The sequence below is a fragment of the Mariniluteicoccus endophyticus genome (assembly GCF_054780035.1).
This window is the reverse complement of record NZ_BAAGXC010000013.1, coordinates 135,285-150,351: the sequence shown is the minus strand read 5'-3', so window position 1 is coordinate 150,351 and position 15,067 is coordinate 135,285. Positions and strand designations below refer to the sequence as shown.

General features: G+C 70.7%; 12 protein-coding genes and 1 tRNA gene. 7 read left to right on the top strand and 6 right to left on the bottom strand.

The window, feature by feature from the left end:
• Positions 1 to 96: 96 nt before the first annotated feature.
• Complete coding sequence (gene ctlX / locus ACYVGD_RS04230; protein WP_460741734.1) at positions 97 to 1,017, top strand: citrulline utilization hydrolase CtlX; 921 nt, start codon at positions 97 to 99, stop codon at positions 1,015 to 1,017.
• Positions 1,018 to 1,027: 10 nt separating this feature from the next.
• On the opposite strand, the gene ACYVGD_RS04225 is transcribed toward ctlX, so the two are convergent.
• Genes ACYVGD_RS04225 through ACYVGD_RS04210 form a run of 4 tightly spaced genes read right to left on the bottom strand, consistent with a single transcriptional unit; the run spans position 1,028 to position 5,638 of the window.
• Complete coding sequence (locus tag ACYVGD_RS04225; RefSeq protein ID WP_460741733.1) at positions 1,028 to 1,765, bottom strand: ABC transporter ATP-binding protein; 738 nt, start codon at positions 1,763 to 1,765, stop codon at positions 1,028 to 1,030.
• Positions 1,758 to 2,609 carry an ABC transporter ATP-binding protein gene (locus ACYVGD_RS04220; protein WP_460741732.1) on the bottom strand — a complete coding sequence of 284 codons (852 nt, stop codon included), beginning with the start codon at positions 2,607 to 2,609 and terminating at the stop codon, positions 1,758 to 1,760. Before ACYVGD_RS04220 ends, ACYVGD_RS04225 begins: the two co-directional genes overlap by 8 nt.
• Positions 2,606 to 4,477 (bottom strand): ABC transporter permease, encoded by a 1,872-nt coding sequence (locus tag ACYVGD_RS04215; protein WP_460741731.1) that lies wholly within the window; start codon positions 4,475 to 4,477, stop codon positions 2,606 to 2,608. The genes ACYVGD_RS04220 and ACYVGD_RS04215 overlap by 4 nt, the downstream gene beginning before the upstream one ends.
• A 24-nt stretch (positions 4,478 to 4,501) precedes the next feature.
• Positions 4,502 to 5,638 (bottom strand): ABC transporter substrate-binding protein, encoded by a 1,137-nt coding sequence (locus ACYVGD_RS04210; RefSeq protein ID WP_460741730.1) that lies wholly within the window; start codon positions 5,636 to 5,638, stop codon positions 4,502 to 4,504.
• Positions 5,639 to 5,715: 77 nt separating this feature from the next.
• Here ACYVGD_RS04210 and ACYVGD_RS04205 point away from each other — a divergent pair, with 77 nt between their 5' ends.
• Positions 5,716 to 7,605: an FAD/NAD(P)-binding protein gene (locus ACYVGD_RS04205; RefSeq protein ID WP_460741729.1), complete on the top strand. Its 1,890-nt coding sequence runs from the start codon at positions 5,716 to 5,718 to the stop codon at positions 7,603 to 7,605.
• A 22-nt stretch (positions 7,606 to 7,627) separates the two neighbouring features.
• Here the strand turns inward: ACYVGD_RS04205 and ACYVGD_RS04200 are convergent.
• Positions 7,628 to 7,704 (bottom strand) — tRNA-Lys (locus ACYVGD_RS04200).
• Between the two features lie 114 nt (positions 7,705 to 7,818).
• Here ACYVGD_RS04200 and ACYVGD_RS04195 point away from each other — a divergent pair.
• The 3 genes from ACYVGD_RS04195 to ACYVGD_RS04185 are packed head-to-tail and all read left to right on the top strand — an operon-like array spanning position 7,819 to position 10,234.
• Positions 7,819 to 8,283 carry an NfeD family protein gene (locus ACYVGD_RS04195; protein WP_460741728.1) on the top strand — a complete coding sequence of 155 codons (465 nt, stop codon included), beginning with the start codon at positions 7,819 to 7,821 and terminating at the stop codon, positions 8,281 to 8,283.
• Positions 8,284 to 8,321: 38 nt separating this feature from the next.
• On the top strand, positions 8,322 to 9,611 hold the full coding sequence (locus ACYVGD_RS04190; RefSeq protein ID WP_460741727.1) for an SPFH domain-containing protein: 1,290 nt from the start codon (positions 8,322 to 8,324) through the stop codon (positions 9,609 to 9,611).
• Between the two features lie 17 nt (positions 9,612 to 9,628).
• Positions 9,629 to 10,234 (top strand): hypothetical protein, encoded by a 606-nt coding sequence (locus ACYVGD_RS04185; RefSeq protein WP_460741726.1) that lies wholly within the window; start codon positions 9,629 to 9,631, stop codon positions 10,232 to 10,234.
• Between the two features lie 86 nt (positions 10,235 to 10,320).
• Here ACYVGD_RS04185 and ACYVGD_RS04180 read toward each other — a convergent pair whose 3' ends face one another.
• Positions 10,321 to 10,674, bottom strand: a complete 354-nt coding sequence (locus ACYVGD_RS04180) for a metallopeptidase family protein (protein WP_460741725.1) — start codon at positions 10,672 to 10,674, stop codon at positions 10,321 to 10,323.
• Positions 10,675 to 10,963: 289 nt separating this feature from the next.
• On the opposite strand from ACYVGD_RS04180, the gene ACYVGD_RS04175 reads away from it, so the two are divergent.
• Together ACYVGD_RS04175 and ACYVGD_RS04170 are read left to right on the top strand one after the other, a co-directional pair.
• Positions 10,964 to 12,337: an SH3 domain-containing protein gene (locus tag ACYVGD_RS04175; protein ID WP_460741724.1), complete on the top strand. Its 1,374-nt coding sequence runs from the start codon at positions 10,964 to 10,966 to the stop codon at positions 12,335 to 12,337.
• Positions 12,338 to 12,392: 55 nt separating this feature from the next.
• On the top strand, positions 12,393 to 15,038 hold the full coding sequence (locus ACYVGD_RS04170; protein ID WP_460741723.1) for a glycosyltransferase family 87 protein: 2,646 nt from the start codon (positions 12,393 to 12,395) through the stop codon (positions 15,036 to 15,038).
• The last annotated feature ends 29 nt before the right edge of the window (positions 15,039 to 15,067 follow it).

Below are 15,067 nucleotides of genomic sequence, written 5' to 3'. Positions count from 1 at the left end.
CCCTTGTCGAATCTCGCCGCGTAGGCCACCCTGTGGGACGGGCTACGAGCCCGCAGCCCCAGGGCCACGAGCCCCGTAGAACCACAGGAGACACCCGTGCAGGCACCCAGCGCCGTCGTGATGGTCCGCCCCCATCGCTTCGCCCCCAACCCGTCCACGCTGATCGACAACAGCTTCCAGCGCGAGAGCGATGAACCGGCCGACGTGCTGGCGACGCGGGCGTACGCCGAGGTGACCGCCCTGGTGGACACACTCGAGGAGATCGGCGTGCGCGTCCACCTGTTCGAGGACGACTCCGACCTCACGCCCGACTCGGTGTTCCCCAACAACTGGTTCTCCACCCACGCCACCGGCGACATCGTGCTCTATCCCATGACGGCCGAGAACCGGCGCCTAGAGCGCCGGCCCGAGGTGATGCTGGAACTGCGCCGCGAATACGTGGTGAACTCGATCGTCGACTACTCGGTGATGGAGGACTCCGACGCCTTCCTGGAGGGCACCGGGGCGATGGTGTTCGACCATCCCAACCGGATCGTCTACGTGTGCCGGTCGACGCGCGCCACCGAACGCGCGGTGAACACGTTCACCAACGACTTCCGCTTCGAGCTGGAGATGTTCGACGCCGTCCACGGCGACGAGGCGATCTATCACACCAACGTGATGATGTCGGTCGGCAGCGAGGTCGCACTCGTCGGCTTCGACGCCATGCCCGACGAGGTGGAGCGCGCGGCGGTGCGCGCTCGCCTCGAACAGACCGGCCACGAGATCATCGAGCTGACCGACGAACAGCTCGAGAACTTCGTGGGCAACGCGCTGGAGGTCCAGGGCACCGAGGCCCGCCACCTCATCATGTCGAAGCGCGCCGAGCGCCACCTCACCGCGGAGCAGCGTGCAGTGCTCGAGAAGTATGTCGTGATCACCTCGGTGGACCTGCCGACCATCGAGCTGGCCGGCGGGTCCGCCCGCTGCATGATCGCCGGCGTACACCTGCTGCCGAAGATGCGCCCGGAGGGCTGAGCCCGACGCCTCAGTGGGCCGGCGCCCCGCCCCCCAAGTAGGCCTCCCGCACCTCGGGGTCGTCGATCAGTTCTCGAGCCGGCCCGCTGAGGCGTACCACCCCGTTGTGCAGCACGTAGCCGCGGTGGGCGATCGACAGGGCGAGCTCGGCGTTCTGCTCGACCATGAACACCGCCACCTGCAGCTCCTGGTTGATGCGCTCGATCGTGTCGAGGACCTGCTCGACGACTTTGGGCGCCAGGCCCATGGTCGGCTCGTCCATGCAGATCAGGCGCGGCCGTGACATGAGCGCGCGGCCGAACGCCAGCATCTGCTGCTCGCCGCCCGACATGGTGCCAGCCTGCTGGCGGCGGCGCTCGGCCAGGCGGGGAAACAGGGCGTACTGCTCGTCGAGGAGCGCCCTGAGCTCGCGCCGATCACGCGTGTACGCCCCCACCAGCAGGTTGTCCTCGACCGTCATCTCGCTGAACACGCGGCGGGCCTCCGGCACCGAGGCGATGCCGCGGCGGACGGCGTCGGCCGTGGTCGCGCCGAGCAACGACTCACCGTCGAGGCGGATGTCGCCCGACGTGGGGTCGACCAGACGCAGGATCGACTTCATCGTGGTCGACTTGCCCGACGCGTTGCCGCCCAAGAGGCAGACGATCTCGCCTGTGTCGATGGTGTAGGTGACGTCCTGCAGGGCGTGGAACGCGCCGTAGTGCACGTTCAGCCCGACGACATCGAGCAGCGGTGTTGTCTCAGCCACGGTGGGCCTCCTCCCTCACGCGGCGTGTCCCGAGGTAGGCCTCGATGACCGCCGGGTCGTTGCGGACCTCCGCCGGGGTGCCGGAGGCGATGATGCGACCCTGGTCCATGACGACCACGCGATCGGAGACCGTCATCACCAGGTCCAGCTTGTGCTCGACCAGGAGCATGGTCTGGCCGGCGGCCTTCAGGTCGAGCAGCTGGTGCAGCACCTCGTTGGTCTCGGAGGTGTTCATGCCGGCCGTCGGCTCATCGAGCACGAGCAGGCGGGGACGCGACGCGAGCGCGCGGGCGATCTCGGTGCGGCGGCGGTTGGCGTACGACAGGGTCGAGGCGAGCTGGTGACGCCGCGGTTCCAGCCGGGTGCCGAACCGGGCGACCTCCTCGTCTACGCGGGTCCGCGCCTGCTCGTCCTCCCGACGCAGCGCCGGGCTGCCGGTCACCGCGAGGGCCAGCTCGGCCAGCAGGGAGACCCACCGCAGGCCGGGGATGCGGCGCAGCCCCGCGAACGGCCGACCGGCCGTCAACACCGGCGTCAGCCCGACCAGGACGTTCTGGTCGACGGTCGAGTTGCCGAAGACGCGCCCGTTCTGGAACGTACGCCGCAGCCCCGCCCGGGCCACGTCGTCGGGCGACGCCCCGGTGATGTCGCGTCCGTCGAGCAGGACGCGTCCCGCGTCGGGGCGCAGCTCGCCGCTGACCAGGTTGATCGTCGTGGTCTTGCCGGAGCCGTTCGGGCCGATGATCGAGACGACCTCACCCTCGGCGACGGCGAACGACGTACCGTCGACGGCCTTGAGCCCGTCGAACGCGCGAGCGAGCCCGGTGACCTCGAGAACGCTCATCGCTCGGCCCCTTCCACCGCGACCGCGGTGCGCCGGCGCAGCCACGTCGGCCTGGCCGAGCGCGTCCACAGGCCCTGGGGCCGGAACCGCACGAGCAGAAGGAGGACCAGGCCGTACGCGAGGAGGCGTACGTCGTTCGCCGCCCGGAACACCTCGAGCCCACCCACGAGCACCAGGGCACCCAAGACGGCACCGAACGGGCTGAGCATGCTGCCGAGGACGGCGATGGTGACGATCTGGAAGGACATCTGCGGCGAGAAGATCGTCGGGTCGATGTAGCCGTACTGGGTCGACCAGAACGCGCCGCCGAGACCCGCGAGGAACCCCCCGACGCCGAAGGCCAGCGACTTGTACTGCGGGGTCTCGAGGCCGGCCGCCCGCGCGGCGACCTCGTCGTCGCGCAGCGCACGCCAGGCCCGGCCCACGCGCGAGCCGAGCAGGCGGTGCACCAGCGCGAGGCTGGCCAGCAGGATCGTCAGGCCGAGCAGGTAGACCTGCCAGGTCTCGACGAGCGGGATGCCGAAGACCTCCGGGGCGGGGATCATCGACAGGCCCGAGCCGCCGCCCGTCAGCGGCGTCCAGACCAGCGCGACGGCCGAGATGGCCGCCCCCGTGGCGATGGTCGCGATGCCCGGGTAGTGGCCCGACAGCTTCCAACTGGGGGCGGTCAGCAGCGTGATCACGACCGCGGCGAGCAGGCCCGCCGCCAGCAGCGCCACCGGGAAGGGCCACCCGAGGTGCTTCATGAGCAGCCCCGCGGCGTACGCCCCCACGGCGACGGGACCCGCCTGGCCCAGGGAGAGCTGGCCCGCCGCGCCCCCGATGACCACCATCGACAGCGAGACGAGCGCGAAGGCGACGACCTGGATGCCGATCTGCACCGCGTACCCCTGGAGGAGGCCCGGGACGCCGGGCAGCACCGCGAGAACGATGAGCAGCGCCACCTGCCAGCGCGTGAACCGGAGAGGTTCGGCGCGGGCGAAGAAGGTGCCCGTCAGCGGTTCGGAGCGAACCGCGCGACGCCCGAGGAGGCCCTGCGGTCGCACCCAGAGCACCAGCAGCAGAACCCCGAACGTGACCAACTGGCGAGCCGCGTCGCCCCACAACGTGACCCCGACCGCCTCCAGCAGCCCGAGGAGCAGGCCGCCGACGACCGCCCCAGGAAGCGAACCGAGCCCGCCCAACGTCGCCGCCGCCAGCCCGGCCAGCCCGACCTGGAACCCCTGCTGCGGCCCGAACGAGGTGAAGTACGCGGCCACCAGCACGCCGGCCAGGCCACCCATCGCCGAGGCGATGACGAACACCAGAGACTGGACCCGGCGCACGGGCACACCCATCTGGGCCGCCGCGTCGCGGTCGAGCGCGGTGGCGCGGATGGCCCGCCCCAGTCGTGTCGACCGCAGGAACAGCGCCAGCACGACCATCAAGGCCACCGAGGTGGCGAGGATGATGACGTCGATGAGGCCGACCGCGACGCCACCGACCTGCAGCCGCGACTGCGGCAGGCCCGAGGAGAACCGTCGGATCTGCGGACCGAAGACCATCTGCAGCCCGCTGTCGAGCATGATCATCACCGCGATCGTCGAGAGCACGGCCGCGACGGGGGCCTTGCCCGACACGGGCCGGATGGCGACGACGTCGATGAGCCAGCCGAGCAGGCCGGTCAGCACGACCGCCGCCAACACGGCGGCCGCGAACGGCAGGTGCAGCCGCTCCATCGCCCACCAGCCCACCAGTGCGCCTGCAGCGAAGACCGAGCCGTGCGCGAAGTTGATGACCCCGGCCACGCCGATCACCAGCGAGAACCCGAGCGCCACGAGTGCGTAGGCGTTGCCGTTGACCAGCCCCACCCAGACCATGTCGAGCATGTTGACCTCCTTGAGGCGCGCGGCTCAGCGGGTGGGGTCCGACTGGACGAACCGGCCCTGCTGGACCTGCAGCCAGGTGAACGTGGGGTTGTCGATGCGTCGAGTGGAGTCGTAGCGCACCTTGCCGTAGATCACCGACGGGATGTCGGCGTCGGTGGCGAGCACCTTCTGGATGCCCTCACGGGTGCCATTGCCCTTGCCCGCGGCGTACGCCAGCTGGAGCACGCCGTCGTAGGCCACGGCGTTGAACGAGTTCGGCTCGTGGTGGTACTTGGCGGTGAAGTCCCGGACGAAGGCGCGCGTGGCCTCGTTGGAGCTGCCGGGGAAGAACGCCGTCGGCAGGCGTACGCTCTCGGCGCCGTCCTTGGCGAGGTTGAGGAACTCCGTGGAGTAGTTCGAGCTGACCGCCACCTGCGGCACCGCGCCGAGGCCGACCTGGTCGGCCTGCTGCACGAGCAGGGATGTCGTCGCGTAGTAGGTCAGGAAGACCACGACGTCGGGCTTCGCGTCGCGGGCCTGGATGAGCTGCGGGCGGAAGTCGGTGGACGCCTCGGCCACCGGGGCGGTGGACACGATGGTCATGCCGTCCTTCTTCGCCTGGTCGGCGAAGACCTTGTACGCCGTGTTGCCCCAGTCGGTGTTGAGGTGGAAGACCGCGACGTTCTTGCCGAGCTTGGCGACGCCGTCGGCGAGGAATCGCTGCTCGACCTCCTGAGTGATCGACGGGGCGAAGATGTAGTCGCCGGCCTTGGTGAAGTCGGGGTGGGAGTTGGTGATCCCCAGCTGGACGAGCTTGCCGCGCTGATAGATGGGGCTGGCGACCATGGAGGTGGCGGAAGAGAAGTCACCCATGACCGCCGAGATCTTCGAGTCCGAGACGAAGCGCTGCGCGATCGTGCTGGCCTGGGCGGCCTCCCCCTGAGAGTCCTGGAAGTCGATGGCAACCTTCTTGCCATTCACGCCGCCGCGGGCGTTGATGGTTTCGACGGCCAGGTCGAAGCCCTCCTGCCAGTCGGCACCGTAGTGGGCCTGGTTGCCCGTCTTCGGCCCGGAGACGCCGAAGGTGATCGTGTCGCTCCCGCCGGTGCCACCCGCGCACCCGGTGGCCCCGAGGGCGGCGACCACGGAGGCGGCGATGAGGGCGCGTACTCGTCTCAACATATTTCCCATTCCTATGCATTGATTGCTTCCTGCAATACTCGCCGTACCCAACCAGCCCCGAGTAGGATGTGTTCCCCGTGACCACACTGCGAGACGAAGTCCGACCCGCGATCGCGATCGTCGGGATGGGCCCGCGCGGAACCTCGACCTTGGAACGGATCGCGGCACGCGCGCCGGCCGGGCCGCTCGACCTGCACCTCATCGACGACGCCGAGCACGGGCCGGGGCGTGTCTGGCGCACCGACCAGACCCCCCTAATGTGCATGAACACCCTCGCCGGCGCGGTGACCCTGTTCACCGACCCCTCGGTGGAGATGTCTGGACCCGTCGCCGAAGGACCGACCCTTTTGGAGTGGGGGCACCTGGCCAGCGAGATCCTCGCGCGCGGCGGCCGCGCCGGCCTCGCTGGGGCGGGCCTGGACGATCGCCTGGCCGACTTCGCCGCCGAGCTGGCGGCACTGCGTCCCGAGTCGCACCCCTCGCGCGCGCTCTTCGGGCACTACCTGCGCTGGTGCCACGCCCGAGCTCTCGCCGCGCTGCCGTCGGATGTCCGCGTGACCCACCACCACCAGCGTGCCGTCGGTCTCGACGACGCCGAGGGACGCCAGCACGTGCGGCTCGCCGACGGGACCGGCGTGGCGGTGGACGCCGTCGTCTGGGCGCCGGGCTGGCTGCCGCGCGAGGACTCCCCGACCGACCTGGCCCTGTTCGGCCACGGCACTCGCGTGGCCCCCGACTCGCCCATCGACCAGGACCTCGCCGCGGTGCCCGCCGGCGAGCCTGTCCTCGTCCGCGGACTGGGCATGGGCTTCTTCGACACGCTCACTTTGCTGACGCTGGGCCGCGGCGGTCGCTTCGTGCCGGGGGCCGGAGGGCTGGCGTACGAGCCGTCGGGGCGCGAACCTGTGGTGCACGTCACCTCGCGACGCGGCGTACCGTTCCGGGCGAAGTCGCGCTATGGCGGGCTGCCACCCAAACCGGAGCACCGGTTCCTCCGGTCGGTCGACTGGGCCGCCCGGCGCCGGGAGGCCAGGGCGCGCCCCATCGACTTCACCACCGAGATGTGGCCGCTGATCCAGCGCGATGGCTACGCGGGCTTCGTGCGCACCCTGGCCCGCGTGCGCCCCCAAGCCGCACCCGGGGGGTTTCTCGAGGTGGAGGGCGCCGTGACCGACTCACCCCTGTCTGAGCTGCCCGGCGTGCTCGCGACCCTGCTCCCCGACCCGTCCGACCGCTTCGACCTACCGGCGCTCATGCACCCCGCCGAGCGCCCCTTCGACTCGCCCGCCGCCTTCGACGCCTTCGTCGAGTCCTACGTCGCCGACGACCTCGCCGAGGCCGACCTCGGGCTGGACAGCCCGCTCAAGGCGGGCCTGTGGGAGATCCAGTCGGCTCGTCGGTTCGTCGCCGAGACGCTCTCGTTCGGGGCGGGCGATCCGACGGCCCAGCGGACCACGCAGCGCGACTTCGCCGCCTTCGGGGGCATGGTCGGCAGCGGTCCGCCGGCGTTCCGCAACGAGGAGCTACAGGCCCTGCACCGGGCGGGCGTGGTGCACTTCGTGGGCCCGGGCGCCACGGTGGCCCACGATGGCGAACAGTTCAGCGCCGCGTCGCCGTGGGTCGAAGACTCGCGGGTGACGGCGACGGTGCTCGTGGACGCCTGGATGCACGCGCCGGCCCACGCGGAGACGACCGACCCGTTCGCCCGCGACCTCGCCGAGCGGGGCCGGACCCGGGCCGTACGCCTGGCCGACGGCAGCCAGGGCCGGGGCTGGGACATCACCCCCGAAGCGGCCGTGGTCGGCGCCGACGGGCGGCCCGACGATTCCTTGTGGCTGCTGGGGATCCCGGTGGAGGAGGCGCGCGGCGACACGACCATCTCGCCCATGCCGAATGCCAACGCGACCATGCTGCGCGAGACGGACGCCGCCGCCGCCGCGGCCCTGGCTCGGGCAGCGCTTCGATGACAGCGCCGCACTGCGCCGCCGCTGGTGCCCCCAGTGGGGCTCGAACCCACGACCTACGGATTAAAAGTCCGCAGCTCTGACCAACTGAGCTATAGGGGCCCGGTAAGCGTAACCGAACCGTGCCCCACGTCAGAACTTCGCTACCGCGAGGTGACCTGAGTCGTCTGGGACAATGATGAGAAGTTTCTTGGGGCGCGAACGAACGGGGGCGGCATGGAGTGGATCGGTGACCACACCTGGGCGGCTTGGCTGTGCCTGGCCCTGGGCCTCGGCGCAGCCGAGATGCTCACGGTCGACCTGACCCTGCTCATGCTCGCCCTGGGCGCGCTGGCCGGTGGCGCGACGGCGCTCGTCGCCCCCGACCAGTTCGTCGTCCAGGTGGCCGTGGGCGTCGTCGTGGCGCTGGCCTCAGTGTTCCTGTTGCGCCCCCCGCTACTTGCCCGCGTACGCAGCGCCCGTGGCTACCGTGGCTCGGTCGATCAGCTGGTCGGCAGCCAAGCCGTCGCCGTCGCACCTATTGCACCGGGGGGCCGCGGCGAGATCAAGGTCAACGGCGACACCTGGACGGCCCGCTCGTGGGCCCCGGGCGTCGCCGTGCGCGCGGGCGAGCAGGTCGAGGTCGTCGAGATCGACGGCGCTATCGCCGTGGTACGCCCCCTGTTCGACCAGCTGACCTGAACCCGCTGACCCACCCGCCATCCCGTCAAGGAGCAACCGTGGAGTTCATCCTCCCCCTCATCCTCGTCCTCTTCGTGATCGCGCTGCTGACGAGCGCGGTGAAGGTCATCCGCCAGCAGCAGGTCGGTCTGGTGGAGCGGCTCGGCAAGTTCCACAAGACCCTTGAGCCGGGCCTCCACTTCGTGGTGCCGGTCATCGACCGCATCTCCTACAAGATGGACATGCGCGAGAACGTGGTGTCGTTCCCGCCGCAGGGTGTCATCACGTCCGACAACCTGATGGTGGGCATCGACTCGGTGATCTACTACCAGATCGTCGACCCGGTGCGGGCGGCGTACGAGGCCCAGAACTACGAGGCCGCGATCGAGCAGCTGACCATGACGACTCTGCGCAACATCATCGGCGGCCTCGACCTCGAGCGGACGCTGACCTCCCGCGAGGAGATCAACCAGCAGCTGCGCGTCGTCCTGGACGAGGCGACCGGCAAGTGGGGCATCAAGGTCAACCGCGTCGAGCTGCGCTCGATCGAGCCGCCAGCCACCATCCGCGACGCCATGGAGAAGGGCGCCCGCGCCGAGCGCGACAAGCGCGCCTCGATCCTGCTCGCCGAGGGCCAGCGCCAGTCGCAGATCCTCTCGGCTTCGGGCGACAAGGAGTCGTCGGTCCTGCGGGCCCAGGGCGAGCGCGAGGCGGCGGTCCTCCGCGCCCAGGCCGAGCGCCAGTCGGCGATGCTGCGCGCAGAGGGCGAGGCCCAGGCCATCACCACCGTCTTCAACGCCATCCACGCCGGCCAGCCCGACCAGGCGCTGCTGGCCTACCAGTACATGCAGATGCTGCCGAACCTCGCCCGCGGAGACTCCAACAAGATGTGGATCGTCCCGTCGGAACTCAACGACGCGCTCAAGGGCCTGGGCCAGACGGTCACGCAGCTCAACAACGGCATCCCGGCCGAGTCGACCGTCGACCGCAGCCAGTTCAAGACGCCCGAGAAGGTCGACGTGTTCGCCGAGATCGAGGAGCAGAAGCAGGCCGACAAGGAGGAGGCCGATCGCACCGTCGCGCAGGCCATCGAGGAGGCCCAGAAGCTCGAGAACCCGCAGGGCAAGCCGTCCAACAGGCGTCAGACGGAGCAGGACGGGCAGCCGCAGGGCGGGCAGCCGCAGGGCAACCCGCCGCTGCCCCAGTACGGCGGCCAGCCGTACGGGCAGAGCTCGGCCAACCAGGCGTACGAGGGCTACGGCGCGCCCCAGCAGGGCGCCCAGGCGTACCAGCCGGGCTACGGCACCCCGTCGCAGCAGTGGCCGAACAACCCGCCGGAGCAGGGCTGAGCGGCTGAGGAGCCGGGATGGAGGCGTGGCAGGTCGGCCTCGTCGTGATGATGGCGGTGGGCGTCGGTGTGATCCTCGCCGGCGCCCTCGCCGATCGTACGCGGCGTCGCGCCCGTGAACGGGCGCTCGTGTCCCCGCCGGAGCGTCTGGGGATGCCCGACGTGCGCCCGGCGTACGTCGGGGTCGACGAGCTCGCCGCCACCCCTCCCCCGGCTTCCGACGACGTCGACCTCACCTGTGCGGAGACGGTGGTGGCACCGAGCGCCGCAGGTGACCGGCTGGTGGTGATCGGGACGCGCGTCCTGCTGTGCCCCGACACCGTCGGGACCGTACGCGAGCTGATGGGCGTGGTGGCGCGTCACGACCCTCTGGTCGTGGCCGCTGCGGGGTTCGACGCCGAGGTCGTGGCGACGCTGGAGGCCAACCGGCGGCGCGGGCTGCACCACGTCGTGCCGGTGGTCGCCGACGCGGACGCCGCGGGCCGCATCGCCGGCCTCACCGGCGCCCGCCCGCTCACGCGCCGCGACCTGCAGTCGGGCTGGCACCCCGACGCCCATCTCGGTAGGGCGGCCACGTGGGTGGCCGACGCCGACGGGAGCCGGGTGTGCAGCACACAGGACTGACAGGATCGACCGAACCTTCACGCATCACTTGAGACTTTTCTCGCCGGGCGCCCTTCGGGGCGCCCGACGCGTCTGCGGGGACAGGTCTAGTCGTAGCCGAGCTCATGGAGCTTGGCGTCGCCGATACCGAAGTGGTGGGCGATCTCGTGGACGACGGTGATGTGGACCTCGTCGATGACGTCCTCGATCGTGTCGCAGATCGCAAGGGTCGGGTCACGGTAGATGAAGATGCGGTCCGGAAGGACCATCGAGTACGTGGAATCCCTTTCTGTCAAAGGGATTCCGTCGTACAGGCCGAGCAGCTCCGGCTCGCCCTCGGGGGCCTGCTCCTCGACGATGACGATGCAATTGTCGATCAGCGCGACGAGCTCGTCGGGCACCGTGTCGAGCGCGTCCTCGACCAATTGCTCGAACTCCATCAGGGACATCTCGAGGGCCATGGGGCCGAACCTACCCGGTCGTCGGCCACCGTGAATGACACCGCTGTAATTTTTCACCCGCGCACGGCGTGTCGCGTTGCACAAGGGGCCAATGTGACTCCACGAGATTGTCGTGACACCTGAGAAGTCCTTAGAGTCGTGTGCAATCCGGGGCAGGTGGTTCGGACGTGGTGCTTGATACCGGGGAAACGTCCACCTCCCACCTGCCCCGGAAGAACAACCCTGCGCACTCGATCGAGCGGCGCAGCCAACACGGTGGTCCGGGAAGGCCACCGGGGAGGAAAACACAGTGAACGTCCTGCGCAAGACGCGGGCTGCGATCGCCATCGCTGGCGCGACAGCCCTCCTGACCACGACCGGCGCCGCCGCAGCCGTGGTCATGGCCCAGTCGGCCGCCGCCGACCCCTTCACCGTGAAGGCGAACGGCGGTCTCAACGTCCGCTCCGCCCCGAGCCTGCGAGCCTCGATCATCGGAGCACTGCCCACCGGCTCGCGCATCGACTCGACCGGTCCGGCGGAGAACGGCTTCATGCCGATCCGCTACGGCAACCGCACCGGCTGGGTCTCGGCCACCTATCTGGCCTCGCAGGGCATCGGTGACACCCCGTCGTCCGGCGTACCCGCCGCCCGGGGCACCTCCTACACGACCGCCGCGCTGAACGTCCGCACCGGCGCCGGCCTGTCCTACCGCGTCGTGACCGTCCTGGCCAAGGGCACCGCGGTGCAGACCACGGGCGCCAACGCCAACGGCTACACCCAGATCGTCCACGACGGGCAACGCCGCTGGGTCTCGAGCCAGTACCTGTCCGCGACCGCCGCGGCCCCCGCCGCCCCGGCCGGCCCCGGTCTGCCCGCCGTCACCGGCACGGCCACCGCGACCGCCGAGCTCATGATCCGCACCACCCCCGACAACCGTTTCGTCAAGATCGTCGACGTCCCGCGCGGCACCGTGCTGTCACTGACCGGCGTCACCGAGAACGGGCGTACGCAGGTCATCTGGGACGGCCAGGTCCGCTGGGTGAACTCCCTCTACCTGTCCGGCTCCAGCGCCGTCTCCAAGCCCGTCGGCTCCACGCCGCGCGTCGTCGGTACGAAGTACGCCACGACCGCCCTGATCCTGCGTTCCTCCTCGGGCGACCAGTTCACCTCCTACGGCGACGCCCCCGCGGGCGCCCAGCTCCAGATCACGGGGGTCACCGAGAACGGCCGCGCCCAGATCGTCTACAACGGCGCGATCCGCTGGGTCACCGCGAAGTACCTGTCCGACAGCGCCCCCGCGCCGATCTCCGCCGGCGGCGGATCGGCCGGCCGGGTCACGCTCCCGGGCCTGCGCCCGGCCGCCGCCCAGATCGTCGCCGACGCCCAGGTCCGCTACCCGCGGATCTCGACCTACTACGGCGTACGCCAGGACCCGCTGCCCGACCACCCGTCGGGTCGCGCGGTGGACATCATGATCCCGAGCTACCGCTCCAACGTGGCCCTCGGTGACGACGTGGCCCAGTGGCTGAAGGCCAACGCCAGCCGCTACAACATCGAGTACGTGATCTGGAACCAGCACATCTGGTCGGTCGCCCGCTCGTCGGAGGGATGGCGCTACATGGCCGACCGCGGCGGCGACACCGCCAACCACAAGGACCACGTCCACGTGACCGTGAAGTCCTGATCGGATGGCCGGGCGTGGTTCCCACCTTCGGCCGCGGGCGTGACACGATGGCCGGATGGACGGCATGAGGGCTCTCGGCGCTCGCGCCGGCGTACTCGTCGAGTCCGCCATGGACCGCCTGGGACCGCTTTGGGCGGTCGCGTCGAAGAGCCCACGCCATCCCCTGCTGGGGCACGTGGGGACGTTCGCCGGCCTGGCGATGGCCCTGCTCGGCACCGCTTGGGTCATCGCCCTGCGCCGTAGCTTCACCCCGTGGGACCCCGCCCTGTCGCGCATGCGGACCCTCGCGTACGCGGCGGGACGCATCATCCGCGACGCCCCCGCGTACACGAAGCCACCGCGCATCGAGGCCTTCCTCGAGTCGCCGTTCGCCGCGTGGGCCGGCGTGCTCATCGCCGGTCCGAGCTCGGTCGTCCCGCTGTACTCGGCCATCCTGTGGACGGTCCTGCACGCGGTGGGCCTGTGGGGCCTGTGCCGCCTTCTCGGCGTGCGCGACTGGCGCGCGGGCTTCCTGGCCGCCGCCCTGGTCAACCTCGAGGTCACCCGCACCCTCGTCTCGCTGGGCGATGCGCGCGTCCTGCTGATGCTGATGGTCACCTTCGACCTGGCGATCCCCTGCGCGGGGCCGGACGAGACGCGCCGCTGGCGGCTGTGGGCCGAACGCGTACGCGGGGCCCCGACCGCCGTCGCCGCGGCCTGGGACCCGATGCTGCTGCCGTTCGCCGCGCTGCTGTGGGCCGCCCGTCACCGGCGGCCGGCGGTGGTCGCGGGCGCCGGGTTCCTGCTGCTGACGGTCGCGGCGGCCGTGCTGTCGCCCCGCAACACCGTCACCTACTTCACCCAGGTCTTCCCCGCGCGCTTCCAGCTGACGAAGGCGTCCGCGACGGCGGTGGCCAACCAGTCACCCCTGGCGGCCTACTACCGCTGGTTCGAGGTCCAGCCGGCGTACGCGTTGCGTGCCGGACTGGTGCTGCTGGCCCTGGTGGGCCTGGCGACGGCGTATGTGCTGGCCCGCAGGGGGCAGCTGCTGCTGGCAATCGCGCTGGCCGGCACGAGCCCGCTGCTCGCCCAGACGCTGACGTGGTCACAGAACCACGTGTGGACCGTGCTCGGCGTCGCCGCCCTCCTGCGCGGCCGGGTGCCCGTGGCGACGCGGGTGGTCGGCCTGCTGGCGTTCGGCTGGGGCATGGCCCAGCCGTGGCGCGCGATCCGCAACTGGCACACGGCACCCTTCGAGCTGAACGCCGTCGACAACCTCGTCGCCAACTTCGTGCCCGTCATGCTGGCCCTGACGGTCGTGGTGGCGGCCGTCGACGTGATCCGCCTCCCGCCCGGCAGGTCCTTCGGCGGCACGCGCGCCGAGCAGTTCTTCGTCCGCGGCGTCCTCTCGGCGCTGCCGTGGCTGGTGGCCCTGTGGGTGGCGGCGTCCTTCCTCGGCCCGAAGTCCTCCCTCTTCCCCTGGCACGGCGCGATGCCCGACTTCGAGGTGTACGCGCGCACGGGCCGCGACTGGCTCAACGGCCGCGACTTCTACGACCAGGACGGCTGGCCGTTCCTCTACCCGCCGTTCGCCGCGCTGTTCACCCTGCCGATGGGGCTGGGCTTCCGCGACGCGAGCGCGATGGCGCTGCAGCTGCTGAACGCGCTGGCGTTCTCGCTGCTGTTCTACCGGGCCGGGTTCCGCGGCTGGCAGGTGCCGTTCGCCACGGGCGGCGCGTTCCTGATCATCCAGGTCCTCGGCGATGACCTCCGCATGGGCAACATCCACGGCCTGATCATCGCCATGGTGTTCCTCGACACGGTGCCCGGATCGGGCGCGCTCAAGCGTTTCCTGCCGTTCTCGTGGGCCAACCGGGAGCGACTGCTGCCCCAGGGCGTCCTCACAGGCATCGCGACCTCGATCAAGATCCTGCCGGGCCTGTTCATCATCCACATGCTCCTCACCCGCCGCTACCGGGCCGCGTTCACCGCGCTGGCCACCACGGCCGTCCTGAGCACCATCGGCGTGCTGGCCATGCCCAGCCGCGGCCTGCAGTTCGCGAAGATGGTGCTCGAGGGGCGGCTCAACGACGCCATCGAGGGCCCGCTGCTGCACTACATGTCGTTGGTGAGCGCCCTGCAGCGCTTCACCGGTTACACACCCGAGGCCCACAGCACCGCCACGCTCATCTCGTACGCCGTGGGCCTGGTCGCGTTCGTCGCGTCCCTGCGCTGGTACCGGGCTGGCCACGAGTGGTTCGGCTCGGCGCTGTGCGGGATCGCGACGATCTACCTGTCGCCGGTCGCGTGGAACTACTACTACATCTGGCTCGTGCCGGCGGCCCTCGCGGTGGTGGCTCCCCATCTCGACGACTCGGTGAACGTCCCGGGCGAGGGTCGGGCCGCGCGTACGCGTCACGACCTCCCGGAGTCCGTGGCGATGGTGACGCTGTTCGTCCTGGGCTGGGCGACGTTCCAGTTCCACCTCCACCTGGGCGGCGGCAACCGCGTCGAGTACAGCTACAGCCCCATCCAGAAGGTCTCGGCCGGCATGCTGCCGTTCGCCACGGCGCTGCTCGCGGTGGTTGCCGCCGTCGCCCAGCGCCCGTGGGGCCGGCAGAAGGCCCTGGAGCCGCCCGCGGTGACCGCCGACGACGAGGGAGGCGTACGCGGTGTCGCCGAGGCCGAGACCGGCGGCATCCCCGTCGTCCGTCGCACGTGAGTTGGGGCGCCGCCACGCTGAGCCCTATG